Annotated in this window: 15 protein-coding genes, 2 tRNA genes and 2 rRNA genes; 3 read left to right on the forward strand and 16 right to left on the reverse strand. The window is 36.8% G+C overall.

All coding sequences use genetic code 11. The features are described from left to right. Position 1 precedes the first annotated feature (1 nt). The 6 genes from ACSV4D_RS05795 to ACSV4D_RS05820 form a co-directional block, all read right to left on the reverse strand. Positions 2-2888: ribosomal RNA gene (locus ACSV4D_RS05795) — 23S ribosomal RNA — on the reverse strand. Positions 2889-3104: 216 nt separating this feature from the next. Next, positions 3105-3178, reverse strand: a tRNA-Ala gene (locus ACSV4D_RS05800). A 149-nt stretch (positions 3179-3327) separates the two neighbouring features. After that, positions 3328-3401 (reverse strand) — tRNA-Ile (locus ACSV4D_RS05805). Positions 3402-3535: 134 nt separating this feature from the next. Further along, positions 3536-5049, reverse strand: a 16S ribosomal RNA gene (locus ACSV4D_RS05810). The 16S and 23S rRNA genes sit together here with 2 tRNA genes alongside, the layout of an rRNA operon. A gap of 797 nt (positions 5050-5846) precedes the next feature. Then, a complete protein-coding gene (locus tag ACSV4D_RS05815) occupies positions 5847-7082 on the reverse strand; it encodes an ABC transporter permease (RefSeq protein ID WP_439227482.1) in 1236 nt (411 codons plus the stop codon). A 118-nt stretch (positions 7083-7200) separates the two neighbouring features. Further along, entirely contained in the window at positions 7201-7698 is a 498-nt protein-coding gene (locus ACSV4D_RS05820) for a YkgJ family cysteine cluster protein (RefSeq protein ID WP_439227483.1), read from the reverse strand. A 78-nt stretch (positions 7699-7776) separates the two neighbouring features. On the opposite strand from ACSV4D_RS05820, the gene ACSV4D_RS05825 reads away from it, so the two are divergent. Beyond that, entirely contained in the window at positions 7777-8481 is a 705-nt protein-coding gene (locus tag ACSV4D_RS05825; RefSeq protein WP_439227484.1) for a class I SAM-dependent methyltransferase, read from the forward strand. Between the two features lie 46 nt (positions 8482-8527). On the opposite strand, the gene ACSV4D_RS05830 is transcribed toward ACSV4D_RS05825, so the two are convergent. The 8 genes from ACSV4D_RS05830 to ACSV4D_RS05865 form a co-directional block, all read right to left on the reverse strand. After that, entirely contained in the window at positions 8528-9160 is a 633-nt protein-coding gene (locus tag ACSV4D_RS05830) for a 7-carboxy-7-deazaguanine synthase QueE (RefSeq protein WP_439227485.1), read from the reverse strand. 128 nt (positions 9161-9288) lie between these two features. Beyond that, on the reverse strand, positions 9289-10959 hold the full coding sequence (locus ACSV4D_RS05835; RefSeq protein ID WP_439227486.1) for a tetratricopeptide repeat protein: 1671 nt from the start codon (positions 10957-10959) through the stop codon (positions 9289-9291). 50 nt (positions 10960-11009) lie between these two features. Continuing rightward, positions 11010-11915 (reverse strand): PstS family phosphate ABC transporter substrate-binding protein, encoded by a 906-nt coding sequence (locus tag ACSV4D_RS05840; protein ID WP_439227487.1) that lies wholly within the window; start codon positions 11913-11915, stop codon positions 11010-11012. 2 nt (positions 11916-11917) lie between these two features. Next, positions 11918-12148, reverse strand: a complete 231-nt coding sequence (locus ACSV4D_RS05845; RefSeq protein ID WP_408081843.1) for a hypothetical protein — start codon at positions 12146-12148, stop codon at positions 11918-11920. Then, complete coding sequence (locus tag ACSV4D_RS05850; RefSeq protein WP_439227488.1) at positions 12148-12960, reverse strand: energy transducer TonB; 813 nt, start codon at positions 12958-12960, stop codon at positions 12148-12150. The genes ACSV4D_RS05845 and ACSV4D_RS05850 overlap by 1 nt, the downstream gene beginning before the upstream one ends. A gap of 39 nt (positions 12961-12999) precedes the next feature. Further along, complete coding sequence (locus ACSV4D_RS05855; RefSeq protein ID WP_408081841.1) at positions 13000-13551, reverse strand: ExbD/TolR family protein; 552 nt, start codon at positions 13549-13551, stop codon at positions 13000-13002. 21 nt (positions 13552-13572) lie between these two features. Then, on the reverse strand, positions 13573-14211 hold the full coding sequence (locus ACSV4D_RS05860) for an ExbD/TolR family protein (RefSeq protein WP_408081840.1): 639 nt from the start codon (positions 14209-14211) through the stop codon (positions 13573-13575). 40 nt (positions 14212-14251) lie between these two features. Further along, the gene (locus ACSV4D_RS05865; protein ID WP_408081839.1) at positions 14252-15070 is read right to left on the reverse strand and encodes a MotA/TolQ/ExbB proton channel family protein; all 819 of its coding nucleotides are present in this window, start codon (positions 15068-15070) and stop codon (positions 14252-14254) included. A 383-nt stretch (positions 15071-15453) separates the two neighbouring features. On the opposite strand from ACSV4D_RS05865, the gene ACSV4D_RS05870 reads away from it, so the two are divergent. Next, a complete protein-coding gene (locus tag ACSV4D_RS05870) occupies positions 15454-16986 on the forward strand; it encodes a helicase HerA-like domain-containing protein (RefSeq protein WP_408081838.1) in 1533 nt (510 codons plus the stop codon). Positions 16987-17052: 66 nt separating this feature from the next. Here the strand turns inward: ACSV4D_RS05870 and ACSV4D_RS05875 are convergent, their stop codons facing one another. After that, positions 17053-18390: an FAD-dependent oxidoreductase gene (locus ACSV4D_RS05875; protein ID WP_408081837.1), complete on the reverse strand. Its 1338-nt coding sequence runs from the start codon at positions 18388-18390 to the stop codon at positions 17053-17055. Positions 18391-18653: 263 nt separating this feature from the next. On the opposite strand from ACSV4D_RS05875, the gene ACSV4D_RS05880 reads away from it, so the two are divergent. After that, positions 18654-20471, forward strand: coding sequence for a hypothetical protein (locus ACSV4D_RS05880; RefSeq protein WP_439227489.1), 1818 nt, complete (start codon positions 18654-18656; stop codon positions 20469-20471). 59 nt (positions 20472-20530) lie between these two features. Here ACSV4D_RS05880 and kynU read toward each other — a convergent pair whose 3' ends face one another. Beyond that, positions 20531-21808: a kynureninase gene (kynU, locus tag ACSV4D_RS05885; protein ID WP_439227490.1), complete on the reverse strand. Its 1278-nt coding sequence runs from the start codon at positions 21806-21808 to the stop codon at positions 20531-20533. Positions 21809-21880: the final 72 nt, after the last annotated feature.

Consider the following 21880-nt stretch of genomic DNA (forward strand, 5'->3'; position numbering starts at 1 on the left):
TGTACATAAGCTTACAGGTTATTAGTACTACTCGACTATGACATTACTGCCTTTACATCTATAGCCTATCAACGTGGTCATCTCCCACGACCTTTAAAAGAAATCTCATCTTGTGGTGGGTTTCGCGCTTATATGCTTTCAGCGCTTATCCCTTCCAAACGTAGCTACTCTGCGGTGCCACTGGCGTGACAACAGATACACTAGAGGTTTGTCCAATTCGGTCCTCTCGTACTAGAATCAGATCCACTCAAATTTCTAACGCCCACAGTAGATAGAGACCGAACTGTCTCACGACGTTCTGAACCCAGCTCGCGTGCCACTTTAATGGGCGAACAGCCCAACCCTTGGGACCTTCTCCAGCCCCAGGATGTGACGAGCCGACATCGAGGTGCCAAACCCCCCCGTCGATATGAGCTCTTGGGGGAGATCAGCCTGTTATCCCCGGCGTACCTTTTATCCTTTGAGCGATGGCCCTTCCATGCGGAACCACCGGATCACTATGCTCTACTTTCGTACCTGATCGACCTGTATGTCTCTCAGTCAAGCTCCCTTATGCCATTGCACTCTTCGCACGGTTACCAAGCGTACTGAGGGAACCTTTAGAAGCCTCCGTTACTCTTTTGGAGGCGACCACCCCAGTCAAACTACCCACCAAGCAATGTCCTCTCTAAAAGAGAGTTAGGCCTCAGATAAACAAAGGGTTGTATTTCAACAATGACTCCACAACGCCTGGCGACGCCACTTCATAGTCTCCAACCTATCCTACACATCATTTATCCAAGGTCAATACTAAGCTATAGTAAAGGTGCACAGGGTCTTTTCGTCCCACTGCGGGTAAACGGCATCTTCACCGTTACTACAATTTCACCGAGCTCATGGCTGAGACAGTGTCCAGATCGTTACACCATTCGTGCAGGTCGGAACTTACCCGACAAGGAATTTCGCTACCTTAGGACCGTTATAGTTACGGCCGCCGTTTACTGGGGCTTCAATTCAATGCTTCTCCGAAGATAACATCTCCTCTTAACCTTCCAGCACCGGGCAGGTGTCAGGCCCTATACTTCATCTTACGATTTGGCAGAGCCCTGTGTTTTTGATAAACAGTCGCCTGGACCTCTTCACTGCGGCCTCGTTATCGCTAACGAGGCGACCCTTCTCCCGAAGTTACGGGTCTATTTTGCCTAATTCCTTAGCCATGAATCTCTCGAGCACCTTAGAATTCTCATCTCGACTACCTGTGTCGGTTTGCGGTACGGGTACTATTAACCTGAAGTTTAGAGGTTTTTCTTGGAAGCCCTTAGGTACACTATCTCTTTGTCCGAAGACGCCGAGTACTATCGTATTTCCCCAAGCCGCGTGGATTTGCCTGCGCAGCCTATAGGTACGTACTTTAACGAACTATTCCGTCAGTTCGCGGTACTTTCATCACTCCGTCACCCCATCACAGTTAAAAGTAGTACGGGAATATTAACCCGTTGGCCATCGACTGTCCCTTTCGGGTTCGCCTTAGGTCCCGACTAACCCACAGCTGATTAGCATAGCTGTGGAAACCTTAGTCTTTCGGTGTGCGGGTTTCTCGCCCGCATTATCGTTACTTATGCCTACATTTTCTTTTCTAACCAGTCCAGCATGCTTTACAACACACCTTCAACCCTGTTAGAATGCTCCCCTACCACTTTGTATTACTACAAAATCCATAGCTTCGGTAATATACTTATGCCCGATTATTATCCATGCTCGTCCGCTCGACTAGTGAGCTGTTACGCACTCTTTAAATGAATGGCTGCTTCCAAGCCAACATCCTAGCTGTCTGGGCAGACAAACCGCGTTCTTTCAACTTAGTATATATTTGGGGACCTTAGCTGATGGTCTGGGTTCTTTCCCTCTCGGACTTGGACCTTAGCACCCAAGCCCTCACTGCTGGTAAACATTATATAGCATTCGGAGTTTGTCAGGAATTGGTAGGCGGTGAAGCCCCCGCATCCAATCAGTAGCTCTACCTCTATATAACTTATAACCAGCGCTGCACCTAAATGCATTTCGGGGAGTACGAGCTATTTCCGAGTTTGATTGGCCTTTCACCCCTACCCACAGATCATCCCAAGACTTTTCAACGTCAACGGGTTCGGTCCTCCACTGTGTGTTACCACAGCTTCAACCTGTCCATGGGTAGATCACACGGTTTCGCGTCTAACACTACTGACTAAAGCGCCCTATTCAGACTCGCTTTCGCTACGGATCCGTGGCTTAACCACTTATCCTTGCCAGCAACGTTAACTCGTAGGCTCATTATGCAAAAGGCACGCCGTCACCCCACGAAAGGGCTCCGACCGCTTGTAAGCGTATGGTTTCAGGATCTATTTCACTCCGTTATTCACGGTTCTTTTCACCTTTCCCTCACGGTACTGGTTCACTATCGGTCTCTCAGGAGTATTTAGCCTTAGCGGATGGTCCCGCCAAATTCAGACAGGGTTTCACGTGCCCCGCCCTACTCAGGATACCACTATTTATTATACTCGTTACCCATACGGGACTATCACCCTCTGTGGTGTCACTTTCCAGTAACTTCCGGTTCCTTGTACATAAAATATCGTGGTCCTACAACCCCAACATTGCCGTAACAACATTGGTTTGGGCTAATCCGCGTTCGCTCGCCACTACTTACGGAATCACTTTTGTTTTCTTCTCCTCCGCCTACTTAGATGTTTCAGTTCAGCGGGTTTGCCCACCTATCGGTGTACTATGTCTTCAACATAGTGGGTTGCCCCATTCAGGTATTTACGGATCAAATCTTGTGTGCAGATCCCCGTAACTTTTCGCAGCTTATCACGCCTTTCTTCGCCTCTGAGAGCCTAGGCATCCCCCATACGCCCTTATTTTGCTTATTGTACTTTTTTCTAGTGATTAGTCATTAGTAGTTAGTGATTAGCCCAAGCTAATTACTTTTCTCTAGTTACTAATTACTAAAAAGTGTTCTTTCTACTTTTTAATATTTTTCTTATCTCAATATGTCAATGAACTTTTTCTTTAGAGGAAAGAGCAAAGATAAAAGAACAAAGACTAAATCTTTTTTCTTTTCTCTTGTTTCTATCTTCTTTAGATAGTGGAGAATAACGGAGTCGAACCGTTGACCTCCTGCGTGCAAGGCAGGCGCTCTAGCCAGCTGAGCTAATCCCCCAATTTTTAGTTGTCAGTTAACAGTTTTCAGTTAACAGTACTTAAAACGGTTACTCAACCTCTAAAATTTCCTTTATTTAAGCTTTTTACAGTTCTTTTTAATCTTTTAATTTTAAAATCTTTCAATCTTTAAATTTTTAGCTTAAAAAGTAGTCCCGGGCAGACTCGAACTGCCGACCCCTACATTATCAGTGTAGTACTCTAACCAGCTGAGCTACGAGACTCTGTTTTTACTTAAATTCTTATTCTTTTTTTTAAATTAACAGCAAGAGTAATAAAACTTTTAAATCCTAAACCAAAAGACCTTTTCGTCTTTTTCCTAAAGGTGTTGTTTGCACAACTAACAATTAGGCTCTAGAAAGGAGGTGTTCCAGCCGCACCTTCCGGTACGGCTACCTTGTTACGACTTAGCCCTAGTTACCAGTTTTACCCTAGGCAGCTCCTTGCGGTCACCGACTTCAGGCACCCCCAGCTTCCATGGCTTGACGGGCGGTGTGTACAAGGCCCGGGAACGTATTCACCGGATCATGGCTGATATCCGATTACTAGCGATTCCAGCTTCACGGAGTCGAGTTGCAGACTCCGATCCGAACTGTGACCGGCTTTATAGATTCGCTCCTGGTCACCCAGTGGCTGCTCTCTGTACCGGCCATTGTAGCACGTGTGTAGCCCAAGGCGTAAGGGCCGTGATGATTTGACGTCATCCCCACCTTCCTCACAGTTTGCACTGGCAGTCTCGTTAGAGTTCCCGACATGACTCGATGGCAACTAACAACAGGGGTTGCGCTCGTTATAGGACTTAACCTGACACCTCACGGCACGAGCTGACGACAACCATGCAGCACCTTGTAAATTGTCTTGCGAAAAGTCTGTTTCCAAACCGGTCAATCTACATTTAAGCCTTGGTAAGGTTCCTCGCGTATCATCGAATTAAACCACATGCTCCACCGCTTGTGCGGGCCCCCGTCAATTCCTTTGAGTTTCAAACTTGCGTTCGTACTCCCCAGGTGGGATACTTATCACTTTCGCTTAGCCACTGAAGTTGCCCCCAACAGCTAGTATCCATCGTTTACGGCGTGGACTACCAGGGTATCTAATCCTGTTCGCTACCCACGCTTTCGTCCATCAGCGTCAATCAATTAGTAGTAACCTGCCTTCGCAATTGGTATTCCATGTAATCTCTAAGCATTTCACCGCTACACTACATATTCTAGTTACTTCCTAATTATTCAAGTCCTACAGTATCAATGGCAGTTTCCCCGTTGAGCGGGGAGATTTCACCACTGACTTATAAGACCGCCTACGGACCCTTTAAACCCAATGATTCCGGATAACGCTTGGATCCTCCGTATTACCGCGGCTGCTGGCACGGAGTTAGCCGATCCTTATTCTTACGATACCGTCAAGCTCCTTCACGAAGGAGTGTTTCTTCTCGTACAAAAGCAGTTTACAATCCATAGGACCGTCATCCTGCACGCGGCATGGCTGGTTCAGACTTGCGTCCATTGACCAATATTCCTCACTGCTGCCTCCCGTAGGAGTCTGGTCCGTGTCTCAGTACCAGTGTGGGGGATCTCCCTCTCAGGACCCCTACCCATCGTTGCCATGGTAAGCCGTTACCTTACCATCTAGCTAATGGGACGCATGCTCATCTTTTGCCGTTGTGACTTTAATTATAATATGATGCCATACTATAATACTATGAGGTATTAATCCAAATTTCTCTGGGCTATCCCTCTGCAAAAGGTAGATTGCATACGCGTTACGCACCCGTGCGCCGGTCTCTAGTTCCGAAAAACTATACCCCTCGACTTGCATGTGTTAAGCCTGCCGCTAGCGTTCATCCTGAGCCAGGATCAAACTCTTCATCGTATATTATGCGTCCGCCGTGGCGGACTATTTATTTTTGACTCAAGCTCTATTGGTTCATTCTGAATCTATCGATTCTATTACTCTTATTTTATTTGTTCCGATTTGCATCGGAACGGCTGTCAATTCAATATGTCTACGAACGTGTATTCTTCTTTTCGCTTGTTTCTCAAAGCGGCTGCAAAAGTACAACTATTTTATTTACTCGCAAGAAAAATTTAAAGTTTTTTTTCGATTTATTTCTCGAAGTTCAACTCCATCTTCCTTGTCAGTATTTCAAATAACTTGCGTGTTTTGCGGGGCGCAAATGTAAAACGTAAATTAATTTCTCGCAAGCTTTTTTTGAACTTTTTTTCAAACTTTCGTTTGATTTAAATTCGTTTTTCTTGCCAGTCTTTATATGAACGTCTGCGTTGTTGCGGGTGCAAAAGTAGTTACTTCATACCGTTATTCAATACTTTTAAACCAACTATTTTTAATCTTTTTTTTAACTCACTGAAAATACACCACTTGGATTTTAGGTTTTTTATCATTTGTAAGAATTTAGAAAAAAAATATTACCCTATTTCAACACGATTTCCATGAAAAAACAGAGACCCGCAGAGCATTTTTGAATCAAATACCACTCTTTACTATATATTAATGATGAACATTTTTCTTGTAAGCACCATCCCCTAGCCCTGATAGCAGCGGAAACCCTTACTTGCCGGGGTTCGGCGAGTAAGATTGAAGCGGATAGCAGGAAAGAGCTACATAAAAAAGATCAAAAAAACAACGAATACTGTTTGTAACAACCTGCATTAATCGAAACGAATTGCTTTTACAGGTGTAATTTTAGTTATGATATAGGAAGGAATTAGCAAAACCAAAAAACAAACCCCAACCGTTAAAAGATTCAACAACAAAATATAAAAAACATTTATATATACTGGCGCTTCATTTACATAGTAATTTTCAGGATTAAGCTCAATAATTCCAAAGTATTTTTGAATAAGCAAAATACTCACACCTATTAAATTCCCCCAGAGCAATCCGCGAAAGATTAAATAAGAAGCATTATAAAGAAACATTTTTCTGATAGACCAGTTATTTGCACCAATAGCCTTTAAGATTCCTATCATTTGAGTTCGTTCCAAAATCAAAACCAACAATGCCACTACCATATTTATAGTTGCTACCAATATCATTATAATTAGTATAACAACAATATTAAAGTCAAACAATTGTAACCATTCAAAAATATAACTGTATTTTTCTACAATCGTTTTTGCATCCAAAGTAGAACCTGTATGCTCATACACTTTTTCTCCAACTTCTTTTATATCATCAAAATCATTCACAAAAACTTCAAACCCCCCTACCTGATCTGGTTTCCACTTATTTATTCGTTGCATGTGCCTGATATCGCCTAACACATAAGTAGCATCAAATTCCTGAAAACCAGAATTAAAAATTCCGACAATCTTAAATCTTCTTACATTAGGCAGCTTATTCTCCCCTTCTTTCATGAAGAATGTATTAAAACGATCTCCAACTTTAAGCTTTAATCTATTTGCCAGATATTGAGAAATCAACACCTCAGAATTAAGAGCATCTACTAAATTAGGCAATCTGCCCGAAACAAGATATTCACTAATATTATCCCATTTATAGTCAGCACCAACACCCTTAAAAACAATTCCCTCAAATGCATCAGCTGTTCTTATAATTCCGGCCTTACTGGCAACAGCCTGAATATGATTTACTTCAGGAACCGAATTGAATTTTGGATAAAATTTTTGATTCTTGGACACCGGAACCAAAGTTGTTTCCGACTGATTACTATCATAGTTAGCAATGATGATATGACCATTGAAGGCTGAGATTTTCTCTCTGATTTTTTGCTGAAGACCAATACCTGTCGCCACAGACACAATCATCATAATCATTCCGATTGCAATAGCTGAAATTGCAATTTTTATTATAGGTGCAGAGATACTGCTTTTATTTTCTTTAGCAGTTATTAATCTTTTTGCGATGAAATATTCTAGATTCAAGTGTTCTAATTTCAAAATTGATTTTCAAAAATACTGTTTTATTCTTGCTTATTAAGAGAACTTACAAGAAAAAAAGCAATCAAAGAACAACAATGCATATATCCGCAAACAAAATCACTTACAACGGTAATTTCCTTTTCATTTCTTCGACAATATTATATACTGCCGGACAAATAGAAATATTTTTTATTGTTATTGCTGAAATTTGCTGAAACTTTTTCCTGTCAGTATGAGGAAATTCACGACAAGCCTTAGGACGCACATCATAAATAAAACAAGTGTTATCGGAATCTAAAAAAGAACAAGGAAGAGTCTGTAACACATAATCATTATCTTCATCAATGCGTAAATACTGATCAATAAACTGTTGTGGTTTCTGACGAAGATGCTTTGCTATGCGCTCGATATCGGCAGAAGTAAACAACGGACCGGTTGTTTTACAACAATTAGCACATTCCAGACAGTTTGTTTTTTTAAATTCAGCCTCATGCAAATCCTGCATTATATAATCTAAATTCTTCGGCGTTTTCTTTTTAAGCTTATCAAAATACTTTTTATTCTCGAGTTGCTTATCTTTGGCCAGCTTTTGTAGTATGTCGATTTGTGGATTTGCCAATTTAATTACTTGATAAATGAGCTGCAAAATTACACAAAAACGAATTAACAAATAACCGAATCAACAAAATAAAGTACCATGAAAGACCTTTTTGGCAAAGCTATTCTAGACTACCAAACAAATAATACTCCGGAAGATTTGATTACCGAAACAACTATTTCAGAAGAAGACGAAATGAGTGTTACTTATTTATTTAGAAATTTCAATGAAATGCCAGCTATAGAACAAAAGGCATTACAAATGGCAAAAGGGAAAGTTCTGGATATCGGCTGTGGCGCAGGAAGCCATAGTTTGTATTTACAAAACGAAAGAAAATTAGAAACTACAGCAATTGACATTTCTCCAAATGCCATACAGGTATGTCAACTTCGTGGTCTAAAAAATGCTTTTGTCCAAGATATTTTGACTTTCGAAAATGAAAAATTCGACAGCATTCTACTTTTAATGAACGGAACAGGAATTTTTGGTACTCTAAAAAACACTCCTAAATTTCTTCAAAAATTAAAGTTTTTATTAAATCCTGGAGGACAAATTTTAATTGACAGCTCCGATATCATTTATATGTTTGACGAAGACGAAGACGGTGCTTACGAAATTCCTGCCAATGTCTATTATGGAGAATTGGAATTTACAATTAGCTACAAAGGAGAAAAAGAAGACACTTTCCCCTGGCTTTATCTGGATTACAACACACTTCAAAATGCCGCAAATGACAATGGATTGCAATGCGAATTGATTTCAGAAGGCGAACATTATGATTATCTGGCAAAGCTATCGATATAAAAAGCACAAAAAAATCCCAAACACTGAAATTAGTTTGGGATTTCTATTATGGTATATTCAAATATTTATGTGTTTGCAACGAAACCCTCCATTTTGGATTATTCATCACATAATCTACAATTAAAGGAGTCATTTCTTCTTTTTTACTCCATTCGGGCTGCAAAAACAAAATGGCATTCTTATTTACTTTCTGCGCTTGCTCTTCAGCAAAAACAAAATCGTGCTTATTATGAATAATTACTTTTAATTCGTGAGCAGCATTATAAACTGTTTCTGTTGGCAACTTGTTTTTTTTTGGCGAAAGACAAATCCAATCCCAAGAACCTGAAAGCGGATAAGCACCCGACGTTTCTATATGAACTTTTAGATTTCTACTTTTCAGCTTATGTGTCAATAGCGTCATATCCCACATTAATGGCTCACCACCAGTAACAACTATTGTGTCAGCATACTTATCTGCATTATCTACAATCTGATGAATATTTGTAGGAGGATGTAATTCAGCATTCCAGCTTTCTTTGACATCGCACCAGTGGCATCCCACATCACACCCGCCAATTCTAATAAAATAAGCTGCTGTTCCCGTATGAAATCCTTCTCCCTGAATAGTATAAAATTCCTCCATCAAAGGCAACATAGCACCTTTGTTCACTTCTAATTGAATTTCTTTTGATAGCATTTTTTCAAGTTAAGGGAGCAAAGATAACTAATTTACAAAAGACATCGCTCAATAAACTACAAATGCTTACCATAGAAATCTAAAAAAGCCAGTATTTCTACTGGCTTTCATCATTTTATTTAAATCAATTACTGGAGTGTCTTCAATGCCTGAATTGAATATTCATTTGTAGGATCAACTTCTAAAGCTTTATTAAAATACTCTATCGCTTTAGGTTTATCAAAGTTAGCATATCCTGCAGCCATAGTACTGTAAGCTTCGACTAATTTTGCTTTAACCGTTGGTTTAGCTAATTCTTCAGCCCCTTTAGCAGTAACATGGTCTATATATTCCTGATAATACTTAATCATCGCCTGATCATCTTCTAACAAACTATTGGTTCTTGCTCTGGACACATACGCATCAACAGTTTCAGGAGAAGCTTCTAATACATTTCCATAAGCAATATCAGCTTTCTTCAATGCAATAGTATCTCTTTCAGCCACAGGTTTTCCTGCATTATCAAAATAAATTGCATTTCCTAAATAATAATTATCAATCAAGAAACTTCTGCTTTCTTTATAAGAAGTAGCAATCTCTAAAATAGCTGCTGCTTCCTTAAACATTTTTTTCTCGTAATATTCCTTACCTAAATCACCTAAACCGTCAGCCACAGAAGGCTCCAGTTCAACCGCTTTCTTAATAAGCTCGATTCCCTCTGCATACAATGCCGGATCTACAGCAGTTGCATCAGCATTAGTTCCTTTTTTAATTTTAGCCTGTCCTAAATATAAATAATCCAAAGAAATTACTTTATTAGATGGGCTTTTAATAAAATCTTCCAATGAAGAAATAGCCTCATCAATATGACCGTTTTCAAAAGCAGCATAACCTAAATATCTAAGAATCCTTGGATTTACTTTATCCAATTCTTTCATTTTGTTAGCCTCAATTTCTAAAGCTTTATAATCTTTTGCTAAGATTAAGAAATCAGCATGTCTCATACGGGAATCTAATGAATAATCTGTAAGAGTCATATATTTTTCATAATAAGACAAAGCTTCTTTTATATACTGATCGTAACGACCAGGTACATTTAATGCCCAGTAATAATAAGTTTCAGCTAATTCTCTGTAAACCGGAGCATAATTAGGACTTAAAGCAATTACCTCATTGTAAGCAGCTACAGCTTCCTGATAAGCTTTGGCTCCTTTTAACAAAACACCTAACTGTACTTTTGCTCTAATCAAACTATTGTCGGCCTGAAAAGCATTACGGTAATTTGAAAATGCCTGATTCTGATTTTTGTCTCCATAATATGCATCTCCAAAAGTTAAAAGAACTTGTGGTTCATCAGCATTTTTTTCTTTTGCTAATTCTAAAGTAGCAAGAGCAGCTTTATAATCCGGATTAGAATTATTCATATAAGCTTTAGCAATATAAATATATTCTTCGAAATCTTTTTTACGCATTTCTTTTTTTACAGATTCGAATTTAGCTTTTGCTGCTGTTGGATTATTGTTTTCCAAATCAATTTGCCCCAGTCCAATATTATTAAAATGAGCATTGTCTTTCGCTTTCAAACCTTCATCGTAAGTAATCTTGGCTGAATCAGCAATACTTTGTTTTAAATAAATATTTCCTAACAGAAAATAGGCTTTACCTTCAGAAGGATCTCCTTTTATAATTGATTTTAAAGATGTTTTTGCTTTTTGAAATTGCTCTGCATCAATTTGCTTTTTTACTTCATCAATATCTTGCGCATGCAACAGAGAAGCAGATGCAAAAAGTGCAACACTTAAAAATTTAATTTTGTTCATTGTAACTTTATTTAATTTATTCATTTTCATATTTCACTCTCATTATTATTTCAATTTGTTTTAATCAAAATTTTTCTACCAGGCATATTAGCCGGTAAAAGCCCCGATTTCAAAACAATTCTTTGTCCGATTTCACCCGCTAAAAATGAAGAAAACCCCATCCCTAATCCTGAATAACCCTGACAATTAATAATAAACAAATCACGTGCCAAAGGATAAGTTCCTTCTGCCAAATTGTTTTGAGAAGGCGCAAAATAAGAATTTTTATTTAAACCTTCAACATCCAAGACGTTAATATTAGTTAAATAATCATTAATATTAGCTGTAGGCTGAAACAACCAATTAACACCAATAACACCTATCATACCTTCATTTTCAGCTACAAATTTGATAACCTCTTCATTAGACTTAAAAGAATACACCCACTTTTTAGGCAATTCCGAAATTCCTGCTAAAGCCGTAAAATAACGAACAGTACTTGAATTGGGATTATCAAAAACCAAACCTTCAATCTTAGTCTCAAGATCACCCTTGAGAAAAGCCACAATATCTTTAACAGCAATTAAAGTATCCGATTCTTTTTTATTGGAGATTAAAGCAATGGCATCAGTAGCGAATTTAGTGGTCTTAGGTTTAATTTTTGCTTTTTCAAAAAACTTTAGTTCGTCGGGATTCAAAGGTCTTGACATTACCACAACACGAGAAGTATCTTTAAGCAAAGATTGCATTAATTCCTTTTCGGATTTAGCTTCAAGAATAATTTTTGCCTTATAAGTACTTTCAAAAACAGCTATCTGATCTTCAACTAAAGGTTTTACTGTCTCGTCTACAAGTATCGTAATCGTACCTTTAAGAATTGATTCTTTATCTTTTTGAGAGTTTGATTGCTTACATGAAATAAAAAAAACTATTCCAAAAAACAAAAGACCCAACCATAACAGTGCTATTTTTTTCATACCTATTCTTTATTATCATTAATAATTCTTATGCATCGAATAAAAGCATACACAATCAAAAGCAGTCCAAAAGCAATTCTGTAATTCTTTGGCATATCCAATGGCAAATCCTTCATAAACAGAACAATCAAACCTAAAATCAGATAGATTACAAAAAACAAAATGGCTATAACGAGAAGAAATCGCTCTTTAAGCGATTTCTTCTGAATGTTTATAATAAATCTCTTTAACATTAATCCTGACTTACAATTGTAATTGGCAGAGAGTACAATACCCTAACCGGTTTTCCGTTTTGGATTCCCGGATTCCATTTTGGGCATTTTTGCAGAACTCTTATCGCTTCTTTTCCTGTTCCATAACCAATATCTCTCAATACTTTAATATCAGTTAAAGACCCGTCTTTCTCAACAACAAAAGTCACATAAACTTTACCTTTTAGACCACCTTCATCCGGTGTACGATAGTTTTTACCAACAAAAGAATAAAATTTATCCATACCACCCGGAAACTCAGGCTTTACTTCAATACCGGCAGTGTTATAAACCTGATCATCAGACTCTTCTACTACCTGACTTGTTTTAGGACCTTTTCCAGCCGGAGCTACAGTTAATACCGCATCAGGATCTCCCTTGATTGTTTCTGCTCCGATTTTCTTGTCTTTGATTTCTTCAATCTTAGGTGGCTCTTCTACTACCTCTTCAGCCTTCGCCACAACTGGCTTAACAAATTTCACCTGATCTACTGCCGGTGGCGGTGGTGGCGGTGGTGGCGCATTCAATTTTGGAGGCTCTACCTTCTTAGGAGGCAATTTAACATCTGTAAGCTTAACTACTTTTACTGAAACATCCTCTTCTTCTTCCCCTTTAGGAATCATGCTGATAATAAGAGGAGCGCTAACCGCCAGACTAAAAAATAAAGCCCCAATGATAAGTGCCTTAGTTGATGTCTTACCGCTAGACTTTCTCAAGTCATAAGCTCCATAAAGTTTATTACGTCCTTCAAAAACGATATCAACCCATGAATTTTTTAATATATCTAATTTCATTTTTCTTAATTATTAGGTTATTAAGAAATAAGATTGCTCTTATTTTCCTTCTAACAATTTTTGTTCCTCAGGTAAAAAATCATTACTGATTGTATAGGTAGGAATTGCTGAAATTGCCATTTCATCTAAAATATCAACAACGTTTTTGTAAGTTGACTTTTTAGTAGGTTTAATAATAACAATCATTCCCTGATCAGGCTTCCCTTTAGCTGCAGTATAGGCCGCAACTTCTTTTTTTCTTTTCAACAATTCTTTACGAATTCCTTCTTTACCGTAAGCAATTTCTTTTGGTACCATCGGAGTATTAATTATACCCATATAATAGTACATTTTATCATTATCTCCCAACATGACAGTCATCGTACGATTCTCATCAACCTTCATATCTTTCGATTCTTCTTTGGGGTTTTTATCTGGCAAACCTAAACTCATCGCTTGAGGTTTTGATAACGAAGTGGTAAGCATAAAGAAAGTAATTAGCAAGAAAGCTAAATCCACCATAGCAGTTAAATCTACCTTCGAATTTTGTTTTTTACTTCTTACTTTGCCGCCTTTTCCACCACCACTGTCGCCGGTATTTAATTCAGCCATTTTAGTGTGTTTTTTTTTTAATTAAAAATCTTTTCCTCTTAATCCGGTTACTAAGCTAAAAGTATTTACATTTTGATCTTGCAAAATATCCATTATCTTTCTGATAACAGGATACTCTTCTTTAGCATCGCCTTTTATTGCAATCTGCAATTCTTGCTTACTTCCTATAGAATTATTATACTCATTATTAGCTTTACGAGCATTATAAATCCATTCTTTCAATTGATTATCAAGAGAATCCATGGGAATACCAGGTTGATCTGCTTTTATTCTGTCCGCAGATTTCATATCGATAATTTGCTTCAGACTTCCTATTGGCACACCAAAATCAGACATTAATGCAAATTTATCTTTATCCTCATCTGAAAAAGTAACTCCGTACTTTTCGGACATCAACTCTAATGTTCTTTTACGAACATCCTTGCCTTTTAAATCAAAAAACACTTTATTTTTACCATTATCTTTACCTACAATAACTGTTGCTAAATCTGAATCCGGCAACTTTACTTGCGTGGTTGATGCAGGTGTATCCACAGGCAGTGCCTCAGGAATTTTAGCAGTAGCTGTCAAAATAAAGAAGGTAAGCAAAAGGAATGCAACATCACACATGGCAGTCATGTCTGTCGATGTCGACTTCTTTTTCATTTTTATTTTAGCCATTCTTTTTATTTTTTATTTTGATACAATGATATCAAAATGATTATTGTTTCAAGCTTCCTCTGAACTTTCTGTATGTATTTACGATTGTAGTTCCTGCCTCATCAATTGAATAAGTTAAATCATCAATTTTTGAAGTAAAGAAGTTGTAAGCAATAATTGCCAAAATAGAAGTAGCAATACCTGTTGCTGTATTAACAAGTGCTTCAGAAATACCAGTTGCAAGTGCCGCCTGATCCGGAGTTCCTGCAGAAGCTAATGCACCAAACGCTTTAATCATCCCTGATACTGTACCTAATAACCCACCAAGTGTACCTAAAGATACTAATGAAGAAATAATAGTCATATTTTTCTCTAACATTGGCATTTCAAGAGAAGTAACCTCTTCTACTTCTTTATGGATAGTTTCAGAAGCTTCCTCACTGTTGAATCCTTCTTTCTTAACATCCTGATATTTCACTAATGCTGATTTAATTGCATTTGCAACTGAACCTTGTTGTTTATCACAAGCAGCAATAGCCTCTTCAATATGCCCACCTTTGATGCTTGATTGTACTGACGCCATGAAAGTATCTAAATTCCCTTTACCAGCAGCTTTAGTAATTACAAAAAATCTCTCAATAGAAAAAGTGATTACCATTAATAACATTCCTAATAAACATGGTACAATGATTCCTCCGTGATAAACCATTCCCAGCGTATTAATTGGGTGACCAGTTTCTGGATTTCCTCCCTCAAAGTTAGCAGGCGACCCCATAACAAATTTCCAAATCAAAATTCCCACCACCACACATAATACAATAATGATTCCTGAAACCATTCCTCCACCTTTTGAACTGCTTTCTTTTTTAACGTTTGCCATTTTTTTTTAAATTTTAATAGTTTTAAATAATTTTATTTTAGTTATTATTAACTTGTAGTCCCGCAAATTTATATGTTTAGTTCAAATAAAAAAATTTTTTTTCGTTATATTCAAATTAATCATTTGTAAATTGGTGTTAAAAAAAACTAAACATTGTTTTATTATCAATATCATCATAAAAATTCAAAGATTTTGATAAAATAATTTATTAAATTATGCATTTATAGCGCAATATTTCAACATCTGATTTCTTTATAAAAAAATAGATTTTTTTAATATTTAACAAAAAAAAAGGCTTAAAATTACAGTATATACTAATATTACACCACTCAAACAGTATTAAACACAGTACATCTAAACTTTTCAAATTAACTTAGATTCTTATGAAAGAAACCGAAAAATTCATCGAAAGTATCATTAAGGGATACCAATTTAAAGGAGAAAGCATTTTATTAGGAAGCGCTATATTAGAAGGAGAAACTTTAAGCGAAGCTGCTGTAAAAATCCCATTAAAGACATTAAACAGACACGGATTAATTGCCGGAGCAACCGGAACAGGCAAAACAAAGACGATACAAGTACTGTCAGAACAATTATCCTCTTTTGGAATTCCTGTTTTAATGATGGACATCAAGGGTGATTTTAGCGGAATTGCCAAAGAAGGAGAAGAGAAAATTTTTATAACTGAACGGCATAATAAAATCAACATTCCTTATAAAACAGCTAAATTCCCTGTTGAATTACTAAGTTTATCCGAACAAAGCGGTGTACGTTTACGAGCAACAGTATCAGAATTTGGTCCCGTATTATTCTCACGAATACTCGATTTAAATGATACTCAGTCAGGTGTTGTTTCTATTATATTCAAGTATTGTGATGACAACAAGATGCCCTTGCTTGATCTTAAAGATTTCAAAAAAGTCATTAATTATATTATAGAAGAAGGAAAAGAAGAAATCACTCAGAATTATGGCAAAATCTCTACCTCTACTACTGGTATTATTTTAAGAAAAATCATAGAACTAGAACAACAGGGAGGCGAACTTTTTTTTGGAGAAATGTCTTTTGATATTCATGATTTAATGCGAATTGATGAAGAAGGAAAGGGATATATAAATATTCTTCGTCTGACAGACATTCAGGATAAGCCTAAATTATTTTCTACATTCATGCTGAGTTTACTAGCAGAAGTATACCAGCAAATGCCCGAAAAGGGAGACGCAGAACAACCTGAATTAATCATTTTTATTGATGAAGCACACTTAATATTCAAAGAAGCCAGCAAAACTCTATTAGACCAAATTGAAACTATTGTAAAATTAATCCGCTCCAAAGGCATTGGAATTTATTTTATCACTCAGAACCCAATGGATGTTCCAAGCGGTATATTAGCGCAATTAGGTTTAAAAATCCAACATGCTTTAAGAGCTTTTACGGCTAAGGACCGACAGGCTATAAAACAAACAGCAGATAATTATCCCAGCTCTGATTTTTACAACACCAGCGAAATAATAACTAGTTTAGGTATTGGCGAAGCGCTGGTAACAGCTTTAAACGAAAAAGGAATTCCAACACCTTTAGCCGCAACAATGTTAAGAGCACCAATGAGCAGAATGGATGTACTAACCGAAAGTGAAATTCAGGAAATTAATACGAATTCAAGATTAGTAAAAAAATACAGTGAAAATATAGACCGCGAAAGTGCTTATGAAATTTTAAATAAAAAGATTGCTGAGGCAGAAACCGAACAAGCAAAGAAGGAAGCAGAAGAAAAAGAAGTAAAACAAACAAGAACCTCCACCAGACAAGCACCAAGCACCACAGAAGTAGTAGGAAAATCTGTTTTAAAAGTATTAACAAGTGCCACTTTCATAAGAGGAGCCTTTGGAATTTTATCTAAAATTCTAAAGAAATAAGATCAATATCAACATCAAAAATCAATTTCATTCTAGCTATTGGAATTGATTTTTGATATTGATTTTTTATTGTAACAACTCTAAAATCTTATTCTCGACTTCGGCAGAATCCCAAACAGATTCAATATTATCCATTTTTAAAACTTCTTCCATAATCGTATTTTGATAATCCCCAATTGCCAGAGCTTCCACATATGGACGATCACTGAAAGTTACTCTGCTGTACAGCGGAATCCATTTATCAGGATGTTTTTCAGAAAACCATTTTTCAATCTTCTTTTGCAACAAAAATTTATCATCTGCGGTTTTAGAACTCATTTCCATAAAATTACGATACGACAGTTCAGCAATTGCATCTGCATTAGGTTTACGGGATTTTTGGTACTCCGAAAAAATACGTTCCCAGTCTTCTCCATATTCCAAAATCATTTCATAAAGTACCGTTATATCTTCAAAACCAGCATTCATCCCTTGTCCATAAAACGGAACAATCGCATGACAGGCGTCTCCTATCAAAGCTATTTTATCTTCATACGTCCAGGGATAACACTTCATAGTCACTAAAGTGCTTGTTGGATTTTTGAAAAAATCTTCGGCTAGATTTGGAATTACTTCAACTGAATCCGGGAAGTTTTTTTCAAAAAAAGCTTCCACATCTTTTCTGTCTGTCAAAGAAGCAAATGAATTTTCTCCTTCAAAAGGCATAAATAAAGTACAGGTAAAACTCCCGTCTAAATTAGACAACGCTATCAACATATACTCACCACGAGGCCAGATATGAAAAGAGTTCTTATCTAATTTATGGGATCCATCCGCATTAGCAGGAATATTCAATTCTTTGTACCCGATATTTAAAAATTCCTGTGAATAATTAAACATACTCTGACGTTGCATACGGTGACGAATTCTTGAAAAAGCGCCATCGGCCCCAAAAACCATATCGTATTTTCGTTCTTCCCACTCTCCTCTTTCTGTTTCTCCAATATGCAAAGTAGCCGTAGCTAAGGTTACATCCCAAATTTTTTGTTCAAAGAAAAATTCGGCACCCGCCTGTTCAGCAAGATCAATCATTTTCCTGTTCAATGTTCCCCGCGAAATAGAATAAATACTTTCTCCCTCTTGTCCGTAATTTTGAAACTTCAAATCATCCACAAGATGAATTGCTCTTTTATCCATCGGAATTGCAATTTCCCTGACAGCATCTCCTACTCCAACACCGTCTAATGCTTTCCAGCCGCGGTTTGACATGGCCAGATTAATAGAACGACCTGAGAATTGTATTTTTCTAATATCCGGACTTCGATCATAAATATGAACCGTATGCCCTGCTTTTTTTAAGTAAATAGCTAATAGGGAACCTACTAAACCAGAACCTACTACCGCTATTTTTTTGGGAGTTTGCATTGTTTTTTTTATAAAAAGTTAGGCAAAATTACTGATTTATTATTTGAACAACGCTCTATAACCTCAGTTTTTACTTGAATTTCAGATATATTTTGTTAATCAATTATTATTACAGATACTCTAACTCAAAATCGCATCGTCTATTTTATCTAATGTAAAAATCTCAAAGATAAGTTAGTATCTCCAACACCAATATGATATTTATCAGTTTTTAAGCCAATGCTTTTTATAAACTTTGCACTAATTATAATGAATGTAATAACATGACAGAAAACTCAAAACCACTACACAATTTCCATATTCCGGTTATGGGATTAGCATATACCATAGACAGCCCTATCCGAGTGGCTCATTATGGAATTTCATCTGTAATTTCTATAGCAGATGATGAACTGATTGAAAAAATGAATGCCTTTTACCATCAAAAATTCAATCTTCCATATCAGGAAATATCTCAAAAAGTTTCCGATTACAGAGCCAAACGCATCACTTCTTATTTGAATTTAGTAGATCGGATTGTAAAAGAAAAATTTGAAAATTTTAAAAATGAATTGGTCGAAAGCAAAGAATGCTTAGAAAACTATATTACCATGTTGCCCAATAAATCTGAAATCAAAAAAGGGCTGCAATCTTTTATTGATGAAGGATTTCATTGGAAAGAAAATATTAAAAATTACATAGAAAAACATTTATCTGCCGGAGCTGTTGATGTTAATATTATGACCAAATTAGACAAAGACAATTTTGAAAACAAGGAACAATTGCCTGTTATTTTCAATGATGCCCATGCGGCTCTTCGAGGTTTTGCCTATAGTACGGTAAATTCATCCATTGTACTTTCGGCAGGAATGAATCCGAGATTATATAGTTACTTTGAAAATTTTGATGCTTTTTTCCCTGATGAGAATAATCAGTTAAAAAAGAAAATCACTTTAAAAGTGAGCGACTTTCGATCGGCAATGATACAGGGAAATTTTTTAGCCAAAAAAGGACTTTGGGTTTCAGAATACCGAATCGAATCAGGATTAAATTGTGGCGGACATGCCTTTGCTACCGAAGGTCTTTTATTAGGTCCTATTATGGAAGAATTCAGAGAAAAAAAAGAACAACTCGTACAATCCGCTCATGAATTGATGGTAAAAGCTTTAGAACAAAAAGGAAAAAACATTCCTGAACAACCTTTAGACTTGAGAATTACAGTTCAGGGTGGTGTAGGAACTTCGGAAGAACATGATTTTTTGTTGAATTATTATCAGGCGGATTCTGTGGGTTGGGGAACTCCTTTCCTATTAGTTCCTGAAGCAACATCCGTTGATCCGGATACCCGTAAGCTATTGATAAATGCGAAAGAAAAAGACTTGTATTTAAGCCATATTTCGCCTTTGGGAGTTCCGTTCAACACTTTGAGAGGCACTACAAACGAAATTATCAAACAAAAACGCATTCAGGAAAGAAAAGCCGGTAGTTCGTGTCCTAAAAAATTCTTAGCATTAAGCAAAGACAGCCAAGGCAATGGAATTTGTACCGCTTCGAAGAAATACCAAGATGGAAAACTGGAGGAATTAGAAGCTACTAAAAACATTCTTTCAATAGCCAATTATGAAAAAGAAAAACACAGGATTACCGAAAAATCATGTCTTTGTGTAGGTTTAGCCAATGCTTCTTATTTGGAAAACAACATAAAAATTAAAGGTCAGGATCAAGGAGTCGTGATTTGTCCGGGACCTAATATGGCTTATTTCGATCAGGAAGTTTCACTTTCTAAAATGCTGCAGCATATTTATGGAAATACAACGGTTTTAAGAACTACAAATCGTCCTCATTTTTTTGTAAAAGAACTAAAAATGTACATCGACTATTTAAAAAGTGATATTCAGACTATTGGTAACGAAATAAATAATGCAAAAACTAAAAAACTGGAATCTTTTAAAAACAATCTTTTAGAAGGAATTGCATATTACCAAATTTTATTCATTAATGTTCCTGATTTTCAAAGCACAAAAAAAGAAATAATGAGCCAATTCGAATACTATAAAAAGGAATTGCAATCTATCGAAATCCCCAAATTAGAAATAGCTTGATCTAAAAAAGCCATGAATTCAGGAGCATATATGTATTCCTGAATTCGTGGCTTCACGAGTTATTTTTCTAAAATTCCTTTTTTTAATATTTGTCCAAAATGGTACATATCTTCAAAAGAACAATATAAAGGAACCGGCGCCAGACGAATGACATTAGGCTCTCTCCAATCAGTAATCACACCGTTTTTCATTAAATAATCAAATAAACTACGCCCTTCACCATGAAGAAAAACGGATAATTGACTGGCTCTTTCGGCTGGATTTGATGGTGTAATAATTTCAAAATTACTATCGACTTCCTTGTCAATTTCGTGCAGAATGAATTCTAAGTATGCTGTAATTTTATCTCTTTTTTCAATCAGCGCTTCCATTCCTATTTTGGCAAACATTTCTACCGAAGCCAGATAAGGAGCCAAAGACAAAACCGGTAAATTACTAATTTGCCAGCCATCAGCGCCCTGAACTGGATCAAAATCAGGTTCCATTTTAAAACGCCGCTCTTTATTATGTCCCCACCATCCGGCAAACCTTGGCAAATCCGGATTATTATGATGTTTCTCGTGAACAAAACAACCGGAAGCATTTCCTGGTCCTGAATTCATATATTTATAACTGCACCAGGCGGCAAAATCTACATTCCAATCATGCAATTCTAATTTAACATTCCCTGCTGCATGTGCTAAATCCCAACCTACGTAAGCTCCTACTGCTTTTCCCGCAGCTGTAATGGCTTTCATATCAAAAACCTGACCCGTGTAATAATTTACTCCGCCTATTAAAACCAAAGCCAGTTCCTCTCCAACTTCGTCAATTTTAGCAATTACATCTTCTGTACGAATATTATGTTCTCCATCACGCCGTTTCACTTCTACAATTGCATCTTCGGGCTTAAAACCATGAAAACCGACCTGACTTTGAAACATATACTGATCCGAAGGAAAGGCTTTTTCTTCGCAAATAATCTTAAATCTGTTTTTGGTAGGACGGTAAAAAGAAACCATCAGCAAATGGAGGTTTACCGTAAGAGTATTCATTACCGTAACTTCAGACGGTTTTGCACCTACAATTTTACTCAAAGGCTCAGCAAAACGTTCCTGATAATCCCACCAGGGTTTTTTAGCATAAAAATGACCTTCAACCGCAAGATTTGCCCAGTCATTCATAATTTCGTCAATATAAGCTTTAGTACGTTTGGGCTGTAAGCCTAAGGAATTACCTGTAAAATAAATAACCTTTTTATTATTTACTTCAGGAAAATAAAATTCGTTTCTGTATTTGTGTAAAGGATCCTGCGAATCCAATTGCTGCGCAAATGCTCTGGTATTTTCAAAAATCATAATGTGACTTGCATTTTGTTTTGTAAAAGTAACTAAAAAAGGAAAAACTACCTTATAAAGAATCCTATCAAA

The sequence above is a fragment of the Flavobacterium sp. ARAG 55.4 genome, from assembly GCF_051846875.1.
GTDB classification, from domain to species: domain Bacteria; phylum Bacteroidota; class Bacteroidia; order Flavobacteriales; family Flavobacteriaceae; genus Flavobacterium; species Flavobacterium plantiphilum.

Excerpts from the sequence above, each read along its gene's own strand:
- ACSV4D_RS05825 (WP_439227484.1), top strand. The coding sequence starts at position 7,777 with ATGAAAGACCTTTTTGGCAAAGCTATTCTAGACTACCAAACAAATAAT.
- ACSV4D_RS05830 (WP_439227485.1), bottom strand. The coding sequence starts at position 9,160 with ATGCTATCAAAAGAAATTCAATTAGAAGTGAACAAAGGTGCTATGTTG.
- ACSV4D_RS05835 (WP_439227486.1), bottom strand. The coding sequence starts at position 10,959 with ATGAACAAAATTAAATTTTTAAGTGTTGCACTTTTTGCATCTGCTTCT.
- ACSV4D_RS05840 (WP_439227487.1), bottom strand. The coding sequence starts at position 11,915 with ATGAAAAAAATAGCACTGTTATGGTTGGGTCTTTTGTTTTTTGGAATA.
- ACSV4D_RS05845 (WP_408081843.1), bottom strand. The coding sequence starts at position 12,148 with ATGTTAAAGAGATTTATTATAAACATTCAGAAGAAATCGCTTAAAGAG.
- ACSV4D_RS05850 (WP_439227488.1), bottom strand. The coding sequence starts at position 12,960 with ATGAAATTAGATATATTAAAAAATTCATGGGTTGATATCGTTTTTGAA.
- ACSV4D_RS05855 (WP_408081841.1), bottom strand. The coding sequence starts at position 13,551 with ATGGCTGAATTAAATACCGGCGACAGTGGTGGTGGAAAAGGCGGCAAA.
- ACSV4D_RS05860 (WP_408081840.1), bottom strand. The coding sequence starts at position 14,211 with ATGGCTAAAATAAAAATGAAAAAGAAGTCGACATCGACAGACATGACT.
- ACSV4D_RS05865 (WP_408081839.1), bottom strand. The coding sequence starts at position 15,070 with ATGGCAAACGTTAAAAAAGAAAGCAGTTCAAAAGGTGGAGGAATGGTT.
- ACSV4D_RS05870 (WP_408081838.1), top strand. The coding sequence starts at position 15,454 with ATGAAAGAAACCGAAAAATTCATCGAAAGTATCATTAAGGGATACCAA.
- ACSV4D_RS05875 (WP_408081837.1), bottom strand. The coding sequence starts at position 18,390 with ATGCAAACTCCCAAAAAAATAGCGGTAGTAGGTTCTGGTTTAGTAGGT.
- ACSV4D_RS05880 (WP_439227489.1), top strand. The coding sequence starts at position 18,654 with ATGACAGAAAACTCAAAACCACTACACAATTTCCATATTCCGGTTATG.
- kynU (WP_439227490.1), bottom strand. The coding sequence starts at position 21,808 with ATGATTTTTGAAAATACCAGAGCATTTGCGCAGCAATTGGATTCGCAG.